Annotated in this window: 22 protein-coding genes and 1 pseudogene; 11 read left to right on the top strand and 12 right to left on the bottom strand. The window is 30.9% G+C overall.

From position 1 onward, the window contains the following. Nucleotides 1-377 precede the first annotated feature (377 nt). A complete protein-coding gene (locus tag C1I91_RS06720; RefSeq protein WP_128212173.1) occupies nucleotides 378-1,190 on the top strand; it encodes a hypothetical protein in 813 nt (270 codons plus the stop codon). A 93-nt stretch (nucleotides 1,191-1,283) separates the two neighbouring features. Here C1I91_RS06720 and C1I91_RS06715 read toward each other — a convergent pair whose 3' ends face one another. Further along, a complete protein-coding gene (locus C1I91_RS06715; protein WP_128212172.1) occupies nucleotides 1,284-2,276 on the bottom strand; it encodes a Gfo/Idh/MocA family protein in 993 nt (330 codons plus the stop codon). A 123-nt stretch (nucleotides 2,277-2,399) separates the two neighbouring features. Beyond that, on the bottom strand, nucleotides 2,400-3,206 hold the full coding sequence (locus tag C1I91_RS06710; RefSeq protein WP_128212171.1) for a Cof-type HAD-IIB family hydrolase: 807 nt from the start codon (nucleotides 3,204-3,206) through the stop codon (nucleotides 2,400-2,402). A 243-nt stretch (nucleotides 3,207-3,449) separates the two neighbouring features. Here C1I91_RS06710 and C1I91_RS28730 point away from each other — a divergent pair, with 243 nt between their 5' ends. Next, nucleotides 3,450-4,307, top strand: coding sequence for a hypothetical protein (locus C1I91_RS28730; protein ID WP_238475937.1), 858 nt, complete (start codon nucleotides 3,450-3,452; stop codon nucleotides 4,305-4,307). Between the two features lie 94 nt (nucleotides 4,308-4,401). Further along, complete coding sequence (locus C1I91_RS28725; RefSeq protein ID WP_238475936.1) at nucleotides 4,402-4,878, top strand: hypothetical protein; 477 nt, start codon at nucleotides 4,402-4,404, stop codon at nucleotides 4,876-4,878. 600 nt (nucleotides 4,879-5,478) lie between these two features. Here the strand turns inward: C1I91_RS28725 and C1I91_RS06695 are convergent. The 7 genes and pseudogenes from C1I91_RS06695 to C1I91_RS06665 all read right to left on the bottom strand — a co-directional run bounded on the left by C1I91_RS06695 (nucleotide 5,479) and on the right by C1I91_RS06665 (nucleotide 12,468). Next, a complete protein-coding gene (locus C1I91_RS06695) occupies nucleotides 5,479-6,975 on the bottom strand; it encodes a BglG family transcription antiterminator (protein ID WP_238475935.1) in 1,497 nt (498 codons plus the stop codon). Nucleotides 6,976-7,275: 300 nt separating this feature from the next. Beyond that, nucleotides 7,276-7,689: a TM2 domain-containing protein gene (locus C1I91_RS06690; protein ID WP_128212170.1), complete on the bottom strand. Its 414-nt coding sequence runs from the start codon at nucleotides 7,687-7,689 to the stop codon at nucleotides 7,276-7,278. A 44-nt stretch (nucleotides 7,690-7,733) separates the two neighbouring features. After that, entirely contained in the window at nucleotides 7,734-8,474 is a 741-nt protein-coding gene (locus C1I91_RS06685) for a hypothetical protein (RefSeq protein ID WP_128212169.1), read from the bottom strand. 2 nt (nucleotides 8,475-8,476) lie between these two features. Beyond that, complete coding sequence (locus C1I91_RS06680; RefSeq protein WP_128212168.1) at nucleotides 8,477-9,622, bottom strand: SPFH domain-containing protein; 1,146 nt, start codon at nucleotides 9,620-9,622, stop codon at nucleotides 8,477-8,479. Nucleotides 9,623-10,272: 650 nt separating this feature from the next. Further along, entirely contained in the window at nucleotides 10,273-10,701 is a 429-nt protein-coding gene (locus tag C1I91_RS06675; protein ID WP_128212167.1) for a hypothetical protein, read from the bottom strand. A gap of 181 nt (nucleotides 10,702-10,882) precedes the next feature. Further along, nucleotides 10,883-12,028 carry an RNA-guided endonuclease InsQ/TnpB family protein gene (locus tag C1I91_RS06670; RefSeq protein WP_128212166.1) on the bottom strand — a complete coding sequence of 382 codons (1,146 nt, stop codon included), beginning with the start codon at nucleotides 12,026-12,028 and terminating at the stop codon, nucleotides 10,883-10,885. Further along, nucleotides 12,006-12,468: pseudogene (locus tag C1I91_RS06665) on the bottom strand (MerR family DNA-binding transcriptional regulator). The gene C1I91_RS06670 and the pseudogene C1I91_RS06665 overlap by 23 nt, the downstream one beginning before the upstream one ends. A 429-nt stretch (nucleotides 12,469-12,897) precedes the next feature. On the opposite strand from C1I91_RS06665, the gene C1I91_RS06660 reads away from it, so the two are divergent. From C1I91_RS06660 to C1I91_RS06645, 4 genes are all read left to right on the top strand, one after another. Next, a complete protein-coding gene (locus C1I91_RS06660) occupies nucleotides 12,898-13,929 on the top strand; it encodes a DUF5700 domain-containing putative Zn-dependent protease (protein WP_128212165.1) in 1,032 nt (343 codons plus the stop codon). Between the two features lie 353 nt (nucleotides 13,930-14,282). After that, nucleotides 14,283-15,068 carry a glutamate racemase gene (gene murI / locus C1I91_RS06655; RefSeq protein WP_128212164.1) on the top strand — a complete coding sequence of 262 codons (786 nt, stop codon included), beginning with the start codon at nucleotides 14,283-14,285 and terminating at the stop codon, nucleotides 15,066-15,068. 273 nt (nucleotides 15,069-15,341) lie between these two features. Beyond that, nucleotides 15,342-15,890: a 2'-5' RNA ligase family protein gene (locus C1I91_RS06650; RefSeq protein WP_128212163.1), complete on the top strand. Its 549-nt coding sequence runs from the start codon at nucleotides 15,342-15,344 to the stop codon at nucleotides 15,888-15,890. Between the two features lie 119 nt (nucleotides 15,891-16,009). Next, entirely contained in the window at nucleotides 16,010-16,303 is a 294-nt protein-coding gene (locus C1I91_RS06645) for a hypothetical protein (protein WP_128212162.1), read from the top strand. A gap of 198 nt (nucleotides 16,304-16,501) precedes the next feature. Here the strand turns inward: C1I91_RS06645 and C1I91_RS06640 are convergent, their stop codons facing one another. From C1I91_RS06640 to C1I91_RS06630, 3 genes are all read right to left on the bottom strand, one after another. Further along, nucleotides 16,502-16,723, bottom strand: a complete 222-nt coding sequence (locus tag C1I91_RS06640; protein WP_128212161.1) for a DUF2922 domain-containing protein — start codon at nucleotides 16,721-16,723, stop codon at nucleotides 16,502-16,504. Between the two features lie 64 nt (nucleotides 16,724-16,787). Next, entirely contained in the window at nucleotides 16,788-17,009 is a 222-nt protein-coding gene (locus C1I91_RS06635) for a DUF1659 domain-containing protein (RefSeq protein WP_128212160.1), read from the bottom strand. Between the two features lie 65 nt (nucleotides 17,010-17,074). Next, nucleotides 17,075-17,338: a hypothetical protein gene (locus C1I91_RS06630; RefSeq protein WP_128212159.1), complete on the bottom strand. Its 264-nt coding sequence runs from the start codon at nucleotides 17,336-17,338 to the stop codon at nucleotides 17,075-17,077. 346 nt (nucleotides 17,339-17,684) lie between these two features. Here C1I91_RS06630 and C1I91_RS06625 point away from each other — a divergent pair, with 346 nt between their 5' ends. From C1I91_RS06625 to C1I91_RS06610, 4 genes are all read left to right on the top strand, one after another. Beyond that, nucleotides 17,685-18,185: a hypothetical protein gene (locus tag C1I91_RS06625; protein ID WP_128212158.1), complete on the top strand. Its 501-nt coding sequence runs from the start codon at nucleotides 17,685-17,687 to the stop codon at nucleotides 18,183-18,185. Nucleotides 18,186-18,233: 48 nt separating this feature from the next. Continuing rightward, the gene (locus C1I91_RS06620) at nucleotides 18,234-18,422 is read left to right on the top strand and encodes a YvrJ family protein (protein WP_128212157.1); all 189 of its coding nucleotides are present in this window, start codon (nucleotides 18,234-18,236) and stop codon (nucleotides 18,420-18,422) included. 147 nt (nucleotides 18,423-18,569) lie between these two features. After that, nucleotides 18,570-18,794 (top strand): DUF1659 domain-containing protein, encoded by a 225-nt coding sequence (locus C1I91_RS06615; protein WP_128212156.1) that lies wholly within the window; start codon nucleotides 18,570-18,572, stop codon nucleotides 18,792-18,794. Between the two features lie 44 nt (nucleotides 18,795-18,838). Next, nucleotides 18,839-19,054, top strand: coding sequence for a DUF2922 domain-containing protein (locus C1I91_RS06610; RefSeq protein ID WP_128212155.1), 216 nt, complete (start codon nucleotides 18,839-18,841; stop codon nucleotides 19,052-19,054). Nucleotides 19,055-19,192 lie beyond the last annotated feature (138 nt).

Here is a 19,192-nt window from a genome sequence, read left to right as displayed (position 1 = left end):
ATATAGTAGATAGAACTTGCTTTAAAAATAGCCTCAATATATAAGTGATACAGTTTTGGTTACTACACCTAGGAAAAACTCTGCTATTACGAACTGCCATCGATTACAAATCATAATAGCAGAAAATTATAACTAAGCATATTTATCTATTTAGGGGGATGCAGTAGTATGATGCTCACCCTTATACTAATATACTGATGGCTAAAATGAAAGGATGTATTACTGCCATTGATTCCAGTTTATTCTTAGCCTTAAAGTCACTGATATAAAATATATTATTTAGCTGCATAGATTTCAAAAGTGGTTTTATGCTGCTATAATGGTATTTATATAATAAACAAATAAGTTCATTGCTGTAATTAATTAGGAGGATATATATGATAATTGATACAGAAATAATAGATGTCTATCTAGAAGAAAAGTCCTTGAACTCTATAAAAGATCATTGGATATTCACCTCTATTGTAGAAGGTAAATACCTAATGGATGATTTAGAAAATACAAATATAGATAAATTAAGGTATGTATATGATATTGTTTTAGAAAAAATAAAAAACTTCAAACCTCTTAACCACACATTATGGAAAGAATTTTTTCAAGATGCCTGCATACCAGAATACACTTATATATACTTAATTGTAGGTTCCCCTTATCCTTTCGATGCAATGGTAAGAAAATCTCCTCTAGGCAGTAATGCAATAATACTAGATCTAAATAGAATTAGTAGCTACACTGATGATATTAATAGATTATCTGAAATAGTCATAAGCTTTTTAACTCACGAAATATCTCATATTATTACTAATGAAATCTATCCGCTTCCGTGTAAGGATGCCTCTACAACTGATATACTAAAACATATTGTGTTTGATGAGGGCATTGCTCACTTATTATCCTTCAAAGAAGATGTGTTAACACTTAACTGGTATAGTGCTGATATGATTCTCCATAGAAAAAACTCGTACGACACATTAATTTCTGAGCTCAACACTAACAATAATACTTATAAGGAAAGTATACTAGAACGAGCTAACAGTGGAGCGTTTTGGGACAAGTTCGGAGCTATTTCAGGGTTATTTGCAATAATAGACTACTACAATGATACTAATAAAGATATAACTTCATTTAGAAGTTTATTTCAAGAAGGACCTGATTTTCTATTTGATTTTATTATAAATAAATGTATCTAGTAATACATTCCTACTACTAGATACTCAATAAAGCAACTCACTTCAATAATATTTTTATAAATACAGCTAAACAGTTATTAAATAGTTATAAGCTTATTCTACCTCTTTATCTGCAGGGAATATCAATCCAGCTTTGTTTCTAGCAGTATTTTGTACCTCACAAACAATTAAACTATGATCTAACATCTTATAACAGCCTTCTAAGTCATTATTTTTTATCATATCTGAAAACTCGATAAACTCATTGACCATGCGGTGATTATAATTATTTTCATTTACTGTGGAACTAGTACCATCATTCATTAGAACTTCAAATTTCAAGCAAGTATTGGCAGGAGAATCTTGATAGATACAGCCTTCATCCCCTTGAATATTGTTTGCTATAGGTGCCTTACAGTCCTTTGCACCTACACATACCGCTTTAAACTTTCCATAGTCTAGCATAAGTATTCCAGAGGTATCTATTCCCTTATCTATATTGGGATAATACTCAACATTTACAGGCTTTCCAAACAACCCTACTACATAGTGTACATTGTAAATATTCAAGTCCATAAGTGCTCCACCTGAGAACTTAGGATCAAAGGCAGGTAATATTTTGCCTTCCTTAAAGCTATTATATCTACTTGAATACTGTGAGTAATTGCATTGAACAATTTTTATATTTCCTAAGCTCGGAACTAACTCTTTTATTTTTTTGTAATTAGGAAGATACTGAGTTGTTATAGCTTCAAATAAGAACAACTTTCTTTCTCTTGCCATATCACTTAATATCTGTGCTTCCTTATAAGTTGTTGTAAAAGGCTTTTCAACTATTACATTTTTATTAGCTTCTAGTGCCTCTTTTGCATAAGAAAAGTGTAGATTGTTAGGCAACGCTATGTAGATAGCATCCAAATCTGATGCAAGAAACTCCTCATAGTTTAAAAATATATTTCCAATACCATATTTATTTTTTAGCTCTTCCATAGCATCCTTAGAGCTTTCTCTCCCACAAATAGCTGCTAATTCTAAATCCTTTATTTCATGAGCAGTGGATAAAAAGTCTTTAACTATCACACCTGATCCAACAATACCTAGTTTCATAATAAATCCTCCTTGTTTAATGAAGCTCTATCTATTAATAAAAAACTATTTAACTTTCTATCAAAGATTATACTTCTTATTTACTTAAATTACTTTCATATCCTTTGTACCTCTAAATTGAGATTAGCCTATAAACTTTTCAATTGCATAGGCTACGCCATCTTCCTCATTACTCTTTGTGACAAAGTCCGCTATATTCTTAATATCTTCTTCAGCATTGCCCATAGCCACTCCAAGGCCAGCATACCCTATCATCTCTTTGTCATTTACCGCATCACCTATGGCAATTATTTCAGAACTATCAATGCCTAGATGCTGAGCCAACTTTTCTATTCCAGTAGCTTTATTACAACCCTTTTTCATAAACTCTATCATGAAGTCAAGGCTTCTAATTACCGAAAACTCTTCAAATAATTCTTTAGGAAGTTGACCCTGAACTCTGTCCAATACTTCCTTTTCTTCTTCTAAAACCACCTTAAGAATCTCCTCATCATCCTGAACATCTTTCATAAAGTCAACTGCTCTTACCTTAAGGTTTATTCTCTTTTCCTCATTTTTAGAGAACTTACTTTCAACATTTACTAAGTCCTCTCTTTCTTTGAAGGCATGAACGTAGGCACCTAAGTCTTTAACCTTATTGAAGATATATTTTAAATCTTTTCCATTCAAAGTTTCATTACTGCTTAGCACTGAGTAGTCTTCACATCTGCATATAAGAGCTCCATTTAAGCTTATTACATAATCATCTTTTCCTATAAGGTTTAATTCCTCCAAGTAATTCTTTATGCCTTGAACAGGTCGTCCTGATGTTAGAACTATCTTTACCCCTAAGCTATTTGCTTTAGCTAAAGCCTCTTTATTCTTCAAGGTAATTGTCTTATCATCTTTTAATAAAGTACCATCCATATCTATAGCTATAAGCTTATACATAATGTATCACTCCTTAAAGCTTAAATAATCTCTCGGAATCTTTAAGCCTTGATTTATCTGGCTTAAAGATTCCTTTTTTATTGAAATCCCCCACTTTTTTGTTAAAAGCACTTGACAAAAATATCGAAAAATGCGGCGCTACGCGCCCCTTAAATACAAGGTATATTTTTCGATTGGAGGAGATTTTTAATGTTACCTGTTTACTCTGGCGGCCATTCCGCCTATCAAAAATTTGTTGTTGAAATGCTTCGTAAATATTATCCTAATCCGGATGCTATCGCGCGTTCTACCTGGGATATCATTGATCGTTTCTGGAACCTAGACCTCTCATATACTGAAATACATCTGAAAAATAAATATTCCATTTTCGGTCCGAAGCCGAGAAATCCTTCTTGTATGCATAGATCATATCTTTTATCTATTGATTTTAAAGTTACTTCAGTAACTGATTGGGTTGCACAACTTAAGATCAACCCTCTTTATGCTATATTGAGCGGATTTGAAGTAGGCGACACTCCTGGTGTTGGTACTTTTTATGACTTCTTTAGCCGCTTATGGGATTCTGATAATAACAATCTTTCATCTCAGTTACAACCTTTAAAAACTTCTGTAAAAAAACCTAAAAAGAAAGGTTTAAAAGCTGATCCAGTTGAAAAGACAACAGTAGAACAACTATTAAAAGAATTACAAGGAGTATCTTTTTTAAGTGATGAACAACCTTATAGTTCCCTTTTTAATTTATATAAAAATGAGTTTCTTAATCTTTCTATACAAAAGGGACTGATCAATACAGAGAACTTAGCTCTTGCAGGTGATGGCACACCAGTCGCTACCTCTGCAAGAGAACGAAAACACCGTGTATGTGATTGTATTTCCAAAGGTATTACTGACTGTACTTGCGATAGATTCTTTTCTCAGCCTGACTGTGACATCGGCTGGGATTCATCAAGAGACTGTTTTTATCATGGATATGATCTCTACATGTTTGTTGCATCTGATTCTGATAGTGATCTTCCAGTATTCCCTTTGTTTGGGCCAGCCTCAAGGCATGACTCCCATGGATTTCTCCATGCGTTTTTTCATGAAAAGTTTACTTCATGACTTTAAAATAGACAAAATTATTCTCGACTCTGCTCATGATGCCATGCCATTTTATGAATACTTCAAGCAATAAGGAATAACTCCGTTTATTGACTTGAATGAGAAACGTGGCATCAAAGTTAAATATAAAGATGATTTTATCATTGGTAAAGATGGTATTCCCGTCTGCAAAGCAGGCCGTAAGATGAATCGTGATGGTGTTGAAAAAAAGAAACACCGTATCAAATTCCATTGTCCTCTAACAAGTAGAAAGTATGGATGTTCCTGCGAACACCCTTGTTCTGATTCCAAATACGGGAGAACGGTGCATCTGGCAATGAAAGATAATCCAAGATTGATAAACATCCCACCAAGGGATAGTAAAGAATGGAAAGTAGAATATAATTCAAGAACTTCCGTAGAACGTTCTAATAAACGACAAAAAATAGACTTTCTATTAGAAAGCGGCAGACACCGCTCTACTAAGATGTGGTACTGCCGCCTCTATAACATCTTGATGCTACAACATCTCGATGCCTGGGATCTGCCTTTTGAGTCAGATCTCAAAAAATTGATTTTGCAAGCCGCTTAATCAATACATAATTATTTTAAAACATAGCGGCAGCTATGTCTATTAGTTATGCTCATTTTTATTAATATTCCACATTCTCTGTAAATCTTTGGATAATATTCACTTTTTAATGTACGCTACCCCGATAGGACTATAATAATCACTCATAATTCCGAGAGACTATTTAATTAATATTTAAGTCGATTCTATTTAGGGCCTTAATCTTTCAAAGATATTTAGCTCAATAATTGAATTCGTATCTTCAATTTCTCATTGAATTGCTTTATGCTTGTATGACTTAATTATAATAAATTGCTTCTTATTAGTACAAACTATAATATTTCACCCTATACTGTGAAATACTTTATTTTATTAACCTACAGTACCTTATTGCCCTAAACTTTAGATTCTGTTAAAGCACTGTGTTGAAATTAAATATAGCCAAAATTTAATATGAATTATAGATATTCCAGCTCTATAATCTTGAAAAATACCACAATCATTTTTATTATTAATGGTAGTTTTATTGATCTATCTATTTTCAAGTTCTCCTCTCTGAAACCAGATGAGTCTTGAAAATAGCTATCAGATTGAAGTGGTACATATTTATATAATGCATCCTTACTTATTGATATGATTATTAAAGTGCTCACTAAGCATATTGATATCATTCTGCTCAAACTCTGGATTTATCTTAACAAAAGGAATATCCGTAAGATCTGCTATAGTTGATGTAGTAACTATAAACTCTATATCCTTAAGGTTTTCTTCCTCTTCAAACATAAATTCTTGATAGTCGAAAACTCTTAAAAGCTCCACTCTTTCTCCAAAAAGCTTCTTTAGCTTATATTTTATCAAGCTTATTATAGCCTCATCATAATCACATACTATGGCTGTTTTTAATTTACTTTCTTCTGTTTCACAGATAGCTACTAAATGAACTGTTATGTAAGCTAACTCTATAAGCTCCACATTTAGTTTTAGCCTTCTTTTTATAATGCCAGCTATTTCACCTGCCATTTCAAACTGTCTTTTATAAGTCTTAGTAACCCCATCATTTATCTGCTCTGCTATGCAGTGTTTGTATCTTAACCGATTGATCATTGGATTTACATATAGTAATAGTGTTTCTTTATTAGAGCTTATATCAATCTTGAATTTATGCTTTAAAACTTGTATGAATTCATCCACTATTTCCATAGCTTCTTCATTTTCAAAGTTTGTAATACTAGTTTGCTTAAGAAATTGCTTTGATTTGAAGTAGCACTGTATATTAAGCCATTCTAACTCTGACAGCTTCATCTTTAAGAGCTTTTCTACCTCTACCCTTATATCCATTAATACTGGCAATACTGAAACAAGACATTCCTTTGTAATATCTTCTTCCTTCAAACTAAAGCCATTCTCACAGCGTTTAATCGCTACCAATATCTCATAGCACAGAAGTTGATAGCTATGTCCGGATAAATAGTAGTTATGCTTTTTTGCATTATTACTTACTATATGATAGAGCTGTCTTGCCCTTTCTATAACATCACTTTCTTCAAATATGTAGTTCCAATACTTCGCAATAGTACTTACATTAGTTTTTTTAGATAAAACCCAGCTTATTATATTCCTTCTTTCTACTTCTTCTGCATTAAGACTAATGCCCTCATTTAAGGAGTAACTTATTCTAAGGTTTAGTTCTTTCTTAAGCCACTTATTAATGGCAGCTATATCATTATTAATAGTCGCTGAGGAAACATAAAGTACCTCTGCAACTTCTTCTATTTCCATATTTTCTTTAACTATAAGTTTTAGTAGTATGTACATCTGTCTATCTATTGGAATACTTGGTGTTTCAATTATATATTGATAATCTAATACCTTTCTTATGATATTGCTTTCCTTCATAATGGACTTACTTTTATCATCAAAAAAATATCCCTTTTTTACGTTAGAACTAATTTCAACCTCATATTCTTTAAGCAATATATTAATATCCTTAATATCCTGTCTTATAGTTCTCACACTTACCTTACAAAACTTAGCTAGCTCACTTCCAGTAATAGCTTCCTCTGTATTTAAAATTATGCTTAAAATATCTCTATATCTTCTGTTCAAATTTCTGTCCACATCCTTTGTATACAAGTTTCACTATTTATTAACTACATTATATCGCAAATTAGTAGGGACAGGGGGACGGAGCTAATGTCCCGCTAATAATAATTTGCTAAGGTGTTTTTTAATAAAAAGCTCATTATAAAACATAAAAGACAGGATAAGCTCTACACTTATCCTGCCTTATTTACATCGATATTAGCATGTATACATCTCTTAGTACTAATAGCACTAAGAGATATTTTTGTTATATACACAAAACCAATATATATTATTCATTATATATACGTTCTTTTAGAAGTTACTTAGCTCTTATTATCTCTTTACATACTTGTAGTAAAACTTTTCATTGCTTGATGTTAAGTAAATTATACCTTCTATAATACCTAATATTGCAGGTATATAAGTCCAGCAGAAAACTATATATAAAATCCCCATACCAATCCTACCTAAATAAAACTTATGTATTCCAAGTCCTCCAAGCAGAATTGCAAGTATTCCAGCAGTAGTTTTGCTCTTTGAATAAGGAGGAATAGTACTTTGCGGTTGTGCTTGATATTGTGGAGCTTGTTGATATTGAGGTGCTTGTTGATATTGTGGAGCCTGTTGGTATTGTGGAGCTTGTTGGTATTGTGGAGTCTCCACAGCTATTGTTTCCCCGCAGTATTTACATTCAGTTGCATTAAAGCTTATTGAAGCCCCGCAGCATGGACATTTCTTTTCGTTCATCAAAATCTCTCCTTATTTTATGTTTATAATTATTATTTTTTCACTTATCTAATGTTTAACTTTTCTCTATTAATTACAAGCTTTCTTGTATCCTCAATTAATGTATCCACCTCATCTAAGCTTTTATCAGATACATTACTTTCAAGGCACAATTTTAAGGATGTTATATTATTTTTAATTTTATCCTCTGCTTGTGAAACTAACACATTTCCAGTAATCCTACCAAAAGGAGTTGAGGCTTGGATTCTTTCTTTCAGAATTTTAAATAGCTTAATTGATTGAGAATTCTTTGATTGTCCTTCTCTCTCAAGAAGCATTGCTTCAATTTCTTGTAATTGTAGCAATATAAAACTCTTTTCAACTTGTTCTTTTTCAAACATGTCTCTATCTATCACTGATCTCTTTGAGAATGCAGCCACAGAAGAAACTATAACTACAAAAATCGCAAAGACAATCAATTCCCATGATATATATCCAACTGCACTTATTGATACTAACAGAATTGAACTTATATTAGCTACTAAGAAATATAATGTAGCTATAGTTACGATCGCTGCAGAATATGGTATTCCTATTTTATCAAATACTAAATTAGGTATAATAATTGAAATATTTAATATTATAAGACCTATTATTAATGTAGAAAGTATTAGTATAGATTTAATAGGAAAAACAAAAACAAATAATCCCAATAGGTTATAGTAAGCTAATATTGCTCCTAAATCAAAAATTAAGCATCCAATAACTTTTAATAGTGTTAAAGATGAATCTTTACTATTATTCATGATCATCCCTCCAATTTAGTTCCGCATTCTGAACAGAACTTTGTCCCTGGTAGATTTTCTTTTGAACAGTTTGAACATATTCTTTTCATCATTGAGCATCCACAATTAGGACAGAATTTCATGTTTCCATCTATCAATGTCTTACATGAATAACATTCAATCTTTTCGGTAGAAAGTTTCTCTCCACAGTTGGAGCAAAACTTATCCCCTTCTCTATTTAGAGTATTACACTTCCTACAAGCTACTGACTTTCCAGATGTATTAATGTTATTCTCAGCAGTAGCCATAAAATTGTTGCCAACAGCTATTCCTGCACCTGCACCTAGACCTACACCAATTCCAGCTGAAACCAAATTACCTGAGCCTTCATTTCCTGCTGCTGTTTCCATAACATCAAAAGATCTCTTAACATTGTAACGACTATCCCCAATAATATCGAAAGCCGCTTTTTCTCCAAGTATCTTATTTATCATATCAAAATCTTCGTCTGGAAAATTAATTGAGGTTATGAATAAATTAATAATTTCTATTCCAAAACGATCAAATTCTGATGAAAGACGTTGCTTCGCTATCTCAGAAAGCTCTTCCAAATGCGGTGTTATTTCTAGTGCAGAGATTTTCTGATTGATTATTATATCAGCAATAATTGTCTTAATCTTTGTAACAAGAACTCCCTTGAAATATTTAATTACAAGGTCATACTTTATGACTTGACTATCTCCTAATGCACCTATTAGTTCAGTTAAGAAGACACGATAATCAGAAATTCTAATTGCAAATTGACCAAAGGCACGTACTCTTAATCTAACTGCATATTTGGGATCTATTAGACTAATTGGATCTGTAGTCCCCCACAGAATATCAAGTTTAGCAGTTTTATTAATAAAAAATACTTCTGCTGTAAAAGGTGTTCTTCCACCAAATGGAATGTTAATTAATGATTGCAATAACGGGATATTTTGAGTATTAAGAGTGTAAGTACCTGCTGAGAAATAGTCTAAGGCCCTTCCACCTTTAACAAAAACTGCAATCTGACCTTCCCCTACAATAAGCTGTGTTCCAAATACAAAACTTTCGCCAGGATACCTATAAACTAACCAATCTCTGTTCAATATGCCATTAAATTTAATAACGTCTATAATAGCCAATTTATGTTCCTCCAAAAATAGAAAATTATTAGCAAAATATAATATTCTACATAATTTTATTTATTCCTTCATTTTTTTATATTTTTTGTCAATATGTTATCTTAAAGTATAGATACCAACAATAACTACTAATAATTTACTATTCGATTCCATAACAATATATTTTTAATAACCAACTGTATTTCTATATAAATTAAGACTCAGTTAAAGTACCATATTGAAATTTAAAGTTATATAATTGTAATTAATTATTTGAATTTAAGCACCATTAATTGATATCTGTCTTTTTAGGTCAAGAAACTAACTTACATAATTGGTATATTGTATTTTGAGGGATAAAATGGAACACTTGGAAAAGATAAATGCTGTTCAAAAAATGCAATCCTAAGCAATATGCATCTGAGCTAGCACCACACTATAACTATGGTGCTTAAAAAGAAATTGGTGCAAAGCAAGCAATTCCTGTTAGAAAAATTAAGTTTTCTGAAGGTGTGTGAATGCCCCCTGGCAGCCGAACAAATTTTTTATAATGTATATCCTAACAGACTATTGTACGACCTTGATATTGCTAACCTTGTCTAGGTGTATATCTTTTCGATAAAGTAATAAAAAGGCAAACATAAATTTTCACAAATTTACGTTTGCCTCTCCTATTCAGCTTTATTAAATATGCCATAAAAGTAATCAAAGTCATCTTCCAATTCTTTATTCATATCTTCATATTCAATAAAGGTTTCCTTGTCATAAACACAATATATATGCTTTACAGTATATCCTTCCTCATTACCAACCTTATAGGCAGTGACTACTTCCTTAGTATGCTTCTTACAGCTTTCTATTACCACCCTATATGTATCTCTCTCATATAGCTTTTCATAATAAAAAATAGTGCTATTTCTGGATGGCTTGTATACATAGTCAGGTGTTTTTAAGATATCTTCTATGTTCTCCATACTCATTTCTGGATGCCTGACTTTAATATGTTTTTTGTAATTATCATCATATAAAACTATCTTGTTATGTAACTTTCCTTCTATCTTAAAAGCTAAGAGTTTGTCTTCATAATAGTTCTTCATCATAGTTATCCTTATTTAAATTTAGCCGTTACATAAAATCTACTAAAATCTAATGTTTAGAGATTTATTCCTTATTCAACGCAACCTGTTTTGTCATAAGACTACTCCAGTTTGATATGTTGCTCCAAAGGCTTAAAATCCTGCGTAACGCACAGTACATATCAGCACTATCTTGTTAGTGATATTATGCTGATTTTTTATACCTTGAAAGATTTATTGACGCATTTTTGTCCCTATCCATCCGAGCATTACATGATGGACAAACAAAAACTCTGTCTTTAAGTTTTAAATCTTTCTTTATTGCTCCACAACAAGAACAAGTTTTGCTTGAAGGATAAAACCTATCTGCTTTTACAAATTCAATGCCATTAAATTTACTCTTATATTCTAAGATACTAATAAACTTATGGAAACATTGTTCTTGTATAACCTTTGATAAGTGTTTATTTTTAAGCATACCCTTTACATTTAAATCTTCAACAACTATTCTGCTTGGCTTGGTTTTCACTATTGCAGTTGTTGTTTGATGAATATGATTTAAACGTATATTTGAAAGCCTTCTTTGAATAAGTTTTAATTCTCTTTCGAGTTTTTTAATATTATTAGTTTTAGTAAATTTATAACGGTTTTCACCTTCCTTTCCTATTCGAATTTTTCCATCTTCATATTTTCTTGAAACTTGTTTCTGCTTTCTTTTTAACTTCTTTTTTAGTCTTTTCACTTCTTTAGCTTTATTAATATTTTTAAATGGTTTATCTATATTTGAAACTATTGCTAAATCTTTTAATCCTAAATCCACACCTATTGATATATCTGTATTTTCTGATATAGTTTCTTCTTTTTCTATGCCTATAGATATATACCAAAACTTACCGTCAAAACTTATTCTTGGATTAATATATTTAATATCTGTAGGTATTTGCTCTACTGTTTTAATCCAACCTACTTTTTCAATTAATACTAAATTTTCTTTAACTTTTAGTTTATCTGTATCATTATAGAATGAAGGTTTGCTTTTTCTTCTGCTCTTAAATCTTGGTTTATCAGCTAACCCTTTAAAGAAATTTTTATAAGCACTACAACCATCTTTTACAGCCTGTTTTGCTACATTATTAGATACTTCATTAAGCCAGTTAAGTTCTGATTTCTTTAAAATAGTTAATTCTTTTCTTAAATCTCCATCTTTTATAAACTTGCCACCATTTTTGTGATTTTCTTCTTGTCTTGCAAGTGTCCAATTATAAATATATCTTGCAGTACCAACAGACTGCCATAATTTTTGTTCTTGCTCTATATTCGGAATAATTCTAACTTTCTTCGCCAGTATCATTCTCTAACAGCTCCTTAATCATTTTCTTTGCTTTATTGGCTCTTTTGCCTTGCAACCTACAACTAAAAACTGTAACAATTTGAATTAAATCCTCAACTAATTCCTGTTCTTCTGTTTTTTCAGTGTTATCTATGATTTCGATGTCAGTCCCATACTTATTACATAGATTTTCTATTATTTCAAACCCAAATCTCAGCAACCTGTCTTGCTAAATCATCTTTTTGTTTATTACTTGATACTCTACAATATCCAATTACTTTTTTAGTTCTCTTAACAAGTGGCACTTGCAAAACTTGATTAATTTGTTGTTCAGAATAATAACGGTGTCCACCTTCTGTTATATGATGTGGTTTTAACTTTCCTTCATTATCCCACAATCTTAAAGTTTGAATACTTTTTCCCATTAATTTTGAGAATTGACCAATTGTATAATACTTCATGCTATCACCTCTTTACACATATTATGACAACATAAAACTAACAATATTCCAATATATTTTAGTGGGTTTTAGTAGGTGTTTTAAAACTGTTGTATGCCTCTGTTAAATTATCTTGTTGAAATTAAGTAATTAACCTTCTTATTTAAACCAACTATATAGACTTACCTTATATAATTATCACCTCCAGTAAAAATGTTACCTAAATAAACATATCATCATTTTAATGCTGGATATTCTCTCAGTCAATATATACCTTATGCCACGGCATTCTATATTCTTCATAAGTCTTATACTAAGCAAATAATTCAGTAGAAAACCATTAAGAAACTGTGAATTATTTTAATTTATAGCCCTGTTCTCAATCCATATATGATATAATTTTACAAATAATTCATATGGAAAATTAGGCATTAAATAAGGGGGATTAAAATGAGTTTTTCAATTAGTTTTTCAAGTATAAATAGTATGCTTCAGTTGTGCAAAAGACTTACAAATGGACAGGTTATGAGAAGTGATGTCGAGAGCCTACTAGATCACGAAGACTATAAATTTGAATTAGAAAGATATAGTGGAAGATTATCAAAGGATGAGTTTGTAGATTACTTCCTACAAATAAACAATATAGAGGAAGATGATATTACAAATATTGACTTAAAGAGCCACCACAGTTACTATAAAGATTTATTAGCTAATGTGGATTACTATTTTGAAAAATTAAAGGAACTAGAAAGTATACTAACACCAGAGCTTATTGAAGAACAAGTTTCTATAGCCCTAAAAGGATTACCTGACGATATAATTCTTCCAGATATAAAATTCATCTTTACAATTAGCATAGGAAGAAGCTTTGGCTATGTTTATGAAAATTGCACCCACTTTGATTTCTTACAACTAGTAAAAGATCAATCTATCAGTGCTTTCTGTTCAACTATTGCTCATGAAGTACATCACGTTGGATTAAATACAATTCTACAACAAATTGATGGAGAAAACCTATCTCTTGAAGGATTGTTCTACCTTTATTTTTCTGGAGAAGGTTTAGCAGTAAAATATTGTAACAACGCTGAAGGAGTATTGTCCAAAAGTATATATAATGCTACTAAAAACCAAGGTTTAGATGCCTTCACTTGGAAATATCTAAATGATGATTTTTATAACACAATGGACAACTTTAGAAAGACAGTTAGCGATATAAGAGCTGGTATTATAAAATCGCCAGATGACTTAAATAAGCTTATGTCAGAATATTGGACTAATCCTTATACAGAAGAACAAAATAAAAGTGAAATTCCAAAACTAAGACATTTTAGAGTATACACTTTTGGAAATGATATCTGGGGAGTAATTCACGATTGCTTCGGAAAGAATACAGTTTTTGAAACCTTAAGAAATCCTGATAGCTTTCCTGTAGTATTTAATAAAGCCTTAGATAAAATTGGGTATGGTCAGTTTAAGATTTGATTTTGAAGGTTTTAATAAATCGGTCTTGTAAATAAATCTAATATATTTTTATTACACCACATTATTGATCTTTGAAGCTTGTGGTGTTTTTATTTATATCTGCTATATATTTTATTATGATCTATGTCTTTCTTTAGCTCTAAAAATCACTTATTATCGTAACTATTATAAATAAGTTAGTAATGTTAGAAATCCAAAGTACTATACAATCAATAGCATCAAAGTTTTGCTATGGATAATTATACAAAATGTGTTCAATTATGAATCAGTAATAATCCCACCTTACAGATGAAACATAAATCTATATATGTTAAAATTATATGTAGAACTTAGTAATTGGAGGAATAGACGAAATGAAAATAGGTTTTTTTGACTCTGGTATCGGAGGTATTACTGTATTGTATGATACATTAAAAGTGCTACCTAACGAAGATTATATATATTATGCAGATACGGAAAATGTTCCATATGGACCAAAACCTAAAGATGAGGTTAGAAAATATATATTTAATGCCGTAGATTTTATTATAAAACAAGGAGTTAGCGCAGTAGTTATTGCTTGTAATACTGCTACAAGCGTAGCAATAGAAGATTTAAGAAATACATACAGTATTCCAATCATTGGCATGGAGCCTGCTGTAAAACCTGCTGTTGAAATAAATAAAGATATGGATAAACGTGTCTTGGTCACTGCTACAGCATTGACTCTAAAGGAAGAAAAACTCCATAACCTTATCGCAAAGCTAGATAATGAAAATATTGTTGATTTATTACCACTCCCAGATCTAGTCCAATTTTCTGAAAAGCTTGAGTTTGATGAAGAAGTAGTATTGCCTTATCTTAAAGAACAGCTTTCTAAATATGATTTGAATAGTTACGGAACTATTGTTTTAGGATGTACTCATTTTTCTTACTTTAAAGATATGTTTAGAAAATTAGCTCCATCCCACGTTAACCTTATAGATGGAAACATAGGCACTGCAACTAATCTAAAAAGAACCTTAATGGAAACTGATTCCTTAAATAAAGGTAACGGTAAAATTACTTTCTACAATTCAGGTGTCAAGGTTACTGATATAAATGCACTGCATAGATATGATAAATTATTTAATAGACTTAGCATAATTAATGGGGACTAGGGAACGGAGCTAGTGTCCCATTTAGTAATTGACCAAGGTACTTTTTACTGAGACTATACGTATTACCAATAGAAAGTGTTTGTATTATGTGCCGATATAAGAAGGCATAAAATTTGAGTATAAGTGATAACTTTGTAAAATTAATATAGAACTATTTATTAACTCACTAAACTGTTTTTAAGTTCATTGAGTTAATACTGTTATTAGGGCTTAATGTAAATATATAGAACTCCTGCAATGAAGATTATTTATATTTAGTATGGAGGAAAAGACATGAAGAGATATTGCGTAATTGCTAGGTTCGATGAAGAAACCGATAGTTTATTTTCTAAATGGAAAGATAAAGCATATTCAATGCAAAAAAATCATTATGCAGATAAGCCGTGGCCACCTCATATGACTATTGCTGCCTATGAGGATATTGATGAAATAGTGCTTTGTAGTTGGACAATGGAATATGTTAAAGCTAAGCGCCAGTTACCAATTCAGTTTAATTCACTTGGCGTATATACTCACGGAGAAGCTTTAGATACAGATGTAATCTATGTAAACCCATGTAGTTCACTATCTTTAGTTGACTTTTATTATGGATTCCATGAAAAACTCGATGAATATTGTGGAACCTTAGGATTTGAATATTCAGCTAAATGCGGAAATCCTGTTTTTCACTCAACCCTATCAATTTGCAATAAAAACGACTTTAATAATGTCTTTGATTACTTAAGAGATAATTTTATTGCCACAAGTGGAAGAATAGTTGCTCTTGAAGTTTATGAAATCCCATTTAGACTCATTAATAGGTTTGATTTAATTAATGATTGATTGTCAATGATTGTTGAAGAGACTTAATTTAGCTCACACCACTGTTTAAAGAACACTGATATGTACAGTTTTTTATGTAATTGTCCCATTATAATTAAGATTAGCTAAGGGGAACTAATATGAAATCATTAGTATATAATAATCCATTAATATCAGCAATCATAATAAATACAACAACTCTAATTATAAGTATATACTTGATAATAAATAATTCCATCTACTTTTTGCCTCTACTAACCTTCGTAGGTATTGCAAACAGGAATATTATTGATAACGGCCAAGGTATTACTAAAAATAAGAAGATAATTATTTTAATTAGTTTTTTTCTTATGATAATTGCCTTCTTAGCTTTTGGTTCATACATGCATGATTTAAGAGATATGGAAATTACTAATGGAACTTTAAGATATTAAGATTCATTAAAGTTCCTGAAAACTTAGATAAGCCTGCTTTAATGGATGATTTAATAAGTTTTCTGCCACATAAACTATAAGTTGCTTTCACTTAGTTTAATTCTACTCCTTAGGGAGCATCCTTAGATTTGATTTACACAAATCTAAGGATGCTCCCCCAATATTTGGAGTGCACTTAAATTTCAGATTACCTTGCTTCTACCCCACCTTATATTCATCAACATTCTTAGTTATAATTTGAGCTCCAGATTTCTGCATAAGCTTACCACCAGAACTAAAGAATGCATCTTTACTTATTATTATATCCATAGCATTTGATATTTCAGCTGCAGTTAAAGTATCCTTGATACCTTTTAGCGATAGATTAACTTTATCTCCACTTTCATTCTTAAATGTAAGAACTAAATATTTTGTTTCCACGATCCTCGCCTCCTTCCTATAAAGATCTTCCTCTTACTATTTGTACTAAACAATAATCCTAAGTTTATATATCTTCCACTAAATAATCCTGCTTCTTTCTTATATAAACTATATCCGAGCTCATTAGACCTTCTAGAGCTTTTCCAACGGTATATAAATCATCATCAGTTAAGTCTAGTCTCACATTAGAAAATCTTTGACTTCCAAAGGTATCGTCTCCTTTGTCATTTGTTCCAGTCTTATACTTTAAGATCATTGCATTACCGCTTAATATTGCTGTTGCCATCCTTGTCACCTCCTCTCATAGCTTTTAGTGTTCAAAACTTTAGATACTCTCCTACCTTTTAGGAGCTACTCTGCCTCACCAAATTCTTCTTCAAAGCTGAAGCTATTTACAACCTTTGTAGTTATTTCAGTATAATCATCAGCTAGCTTATCAAGTCTGCCACAGATATATTTTAAGGAGCAACCTTCACAATTTTTAATCACTCCATTCTTAAGTAGTGAGCAGCTTAGTTCCTCTCCATAGGTAGAGTCTCGTATTGCCAATGCAATTTGCATCTTATCAAAGCTCTGCACCTCTTCTGAATTAATTAAAATAGAATCTTTAATCATAAAATCATTCCTTCCATTACTAATTAATTGAGCAATTTCTTACTGTTCTAATTAGCTTATATGCCTCAAAGGCTGATTTTTAGGGTTTATTTAAACAATTATTTAATCAAAAAAATATATCTTCATATAAAGATATATTTAAAAATTCATATAAACATAAAATTAAATATTTAAAAAAACATATAAATATATAGGAAATATGCGGGTTTAAGAGATTTCCGCTTAATTTTCAGTCACTTATTTTTCTAAACCTTATAGACTTCAAGCATATAAGAATCTATATAAAACAAATAAAATAAGTCGTTGTGCAAGCTGGTACACGAGATATAAAATGGAAGATTTATAAATGACTAGAAAGAAATCAAAGAGCTTTGCTATAGATAAAGATGATTTAGCTTATGAAGAAGATGTAGAAATGAACGGTTTTATTGAAGATACGGTTGTTGGCACACCAGTTGCCACCTTTAATTTTTGTGAAGAGGCTTCGGATGCTCCATCTGATAATAGGGAACTTGTTTCTATAACTAAAGATAACCTTAATAATAAGATTCATTTAAATGTTACTAACACCAACGTAACCAAAGCCAATTCTTATAATGTAAATGATAATAACACTATTATAGATAACAGAACCTTAAAGTCCCAACCGAATGGAGTAACCCCTCCCATTGATGGAGAAGCTTTTGTAATAACTCGTACTTTTAAGTTCAGAGTATCTACTGCAAGAATTCTAAATGAAATCAAAGCAGCTCATCCTGATCCTAATGCTTACCTAAGCACAATAATCGATTCTGCTATAAAAAAATATCATGATTATATTTTCAAAGAAGGTGGAACTTTTCTTTAATCTTTCATTCACAGGCATATATACCTTATGAATGGAGGTGATTTCAATATGGAAGTTAATGATTTAGTAAATTTGATCTCAAATACTGCCTTTCCAGTGGTCATAAGCGGTTATCTTCTTATAAGACTTGAAAAGCAAATAGTTGGATTAAGCGCATCTATCAATAAACTCAATACCATAATCTCGACTAAACTTGGAGTTGTTGTAGACTATTCAGATGAAAATAAAAATGCTTAAACACCATTTTTAAATGCATCAAAACGCTCCAAAGAAAAAAAACTATAAGTTCCCCAAAACTTTTTAACTAAGACATATATACTAATTGAAAGCTAAAGACAGAGAGCTTTAAGCTTCAAAACTAAATCTTACAAGGAGGAAAACATTATGGCAGTAAGCAAAGTTTTAGACACAACTTCATTTGCAATAGAGGTTGAAAGTGGCACAGATAAGACAGGCGCAAAGATCTACAAAAAGAAGAACTTCTCAGGAGTAAAAAACAGTGTAACTCCTGAAAATGTATATGCTGTTGCTGAAGCTATCAAAGCCATTTTAAGTGTTAGTACTAGAGACTACTACTTAAACGAAGCATCAAAGATAGTAAATGCTTAGTAATTTTTAACCATCAAATCTAATTAAAAGAAAGGAGAAAAATCATGGAATACACATTATCTTTAACTTTCGTTAACGCTGCTGGAGACAAGGTATCCTTAAGCATAGCAGATGTTAAACCCAATATGACTAAAGATGAAGTAAATAGTCTTATGGATACCATCATATCTAAAGATGTATTTGAAAACAAAGGCGTTTCTTTAGCTTCAAAGTATAGTGCACAACTGATTCAAAGACAGACTATTAAGTTTGATCTTTAATTTTAAACTCCATACTAATTTAGAAGAAACTCAGCCCTAATATTTAATATTAAGGTTGAGTTTTTCTCTAATTAAAATAGAGCTCAATCTTAATTTAAATATTAAAATTGAGCTCTTTCCTGTTATTATTTTAAAGTT

The organism is Clostridium manihotivorum (genome assembly GCF_004015185.1).
In the GTDB taxonomy this organism is placed as follows: Bacteria; Bacillota; Clostridia; order Clostridiales; family Clostridiaceae; genus Clostridium_AR; species Clostridium_AR manihotivorum.
This window is presented reverse-complemented; position numbering and strand designations above follow the sequence as displayed.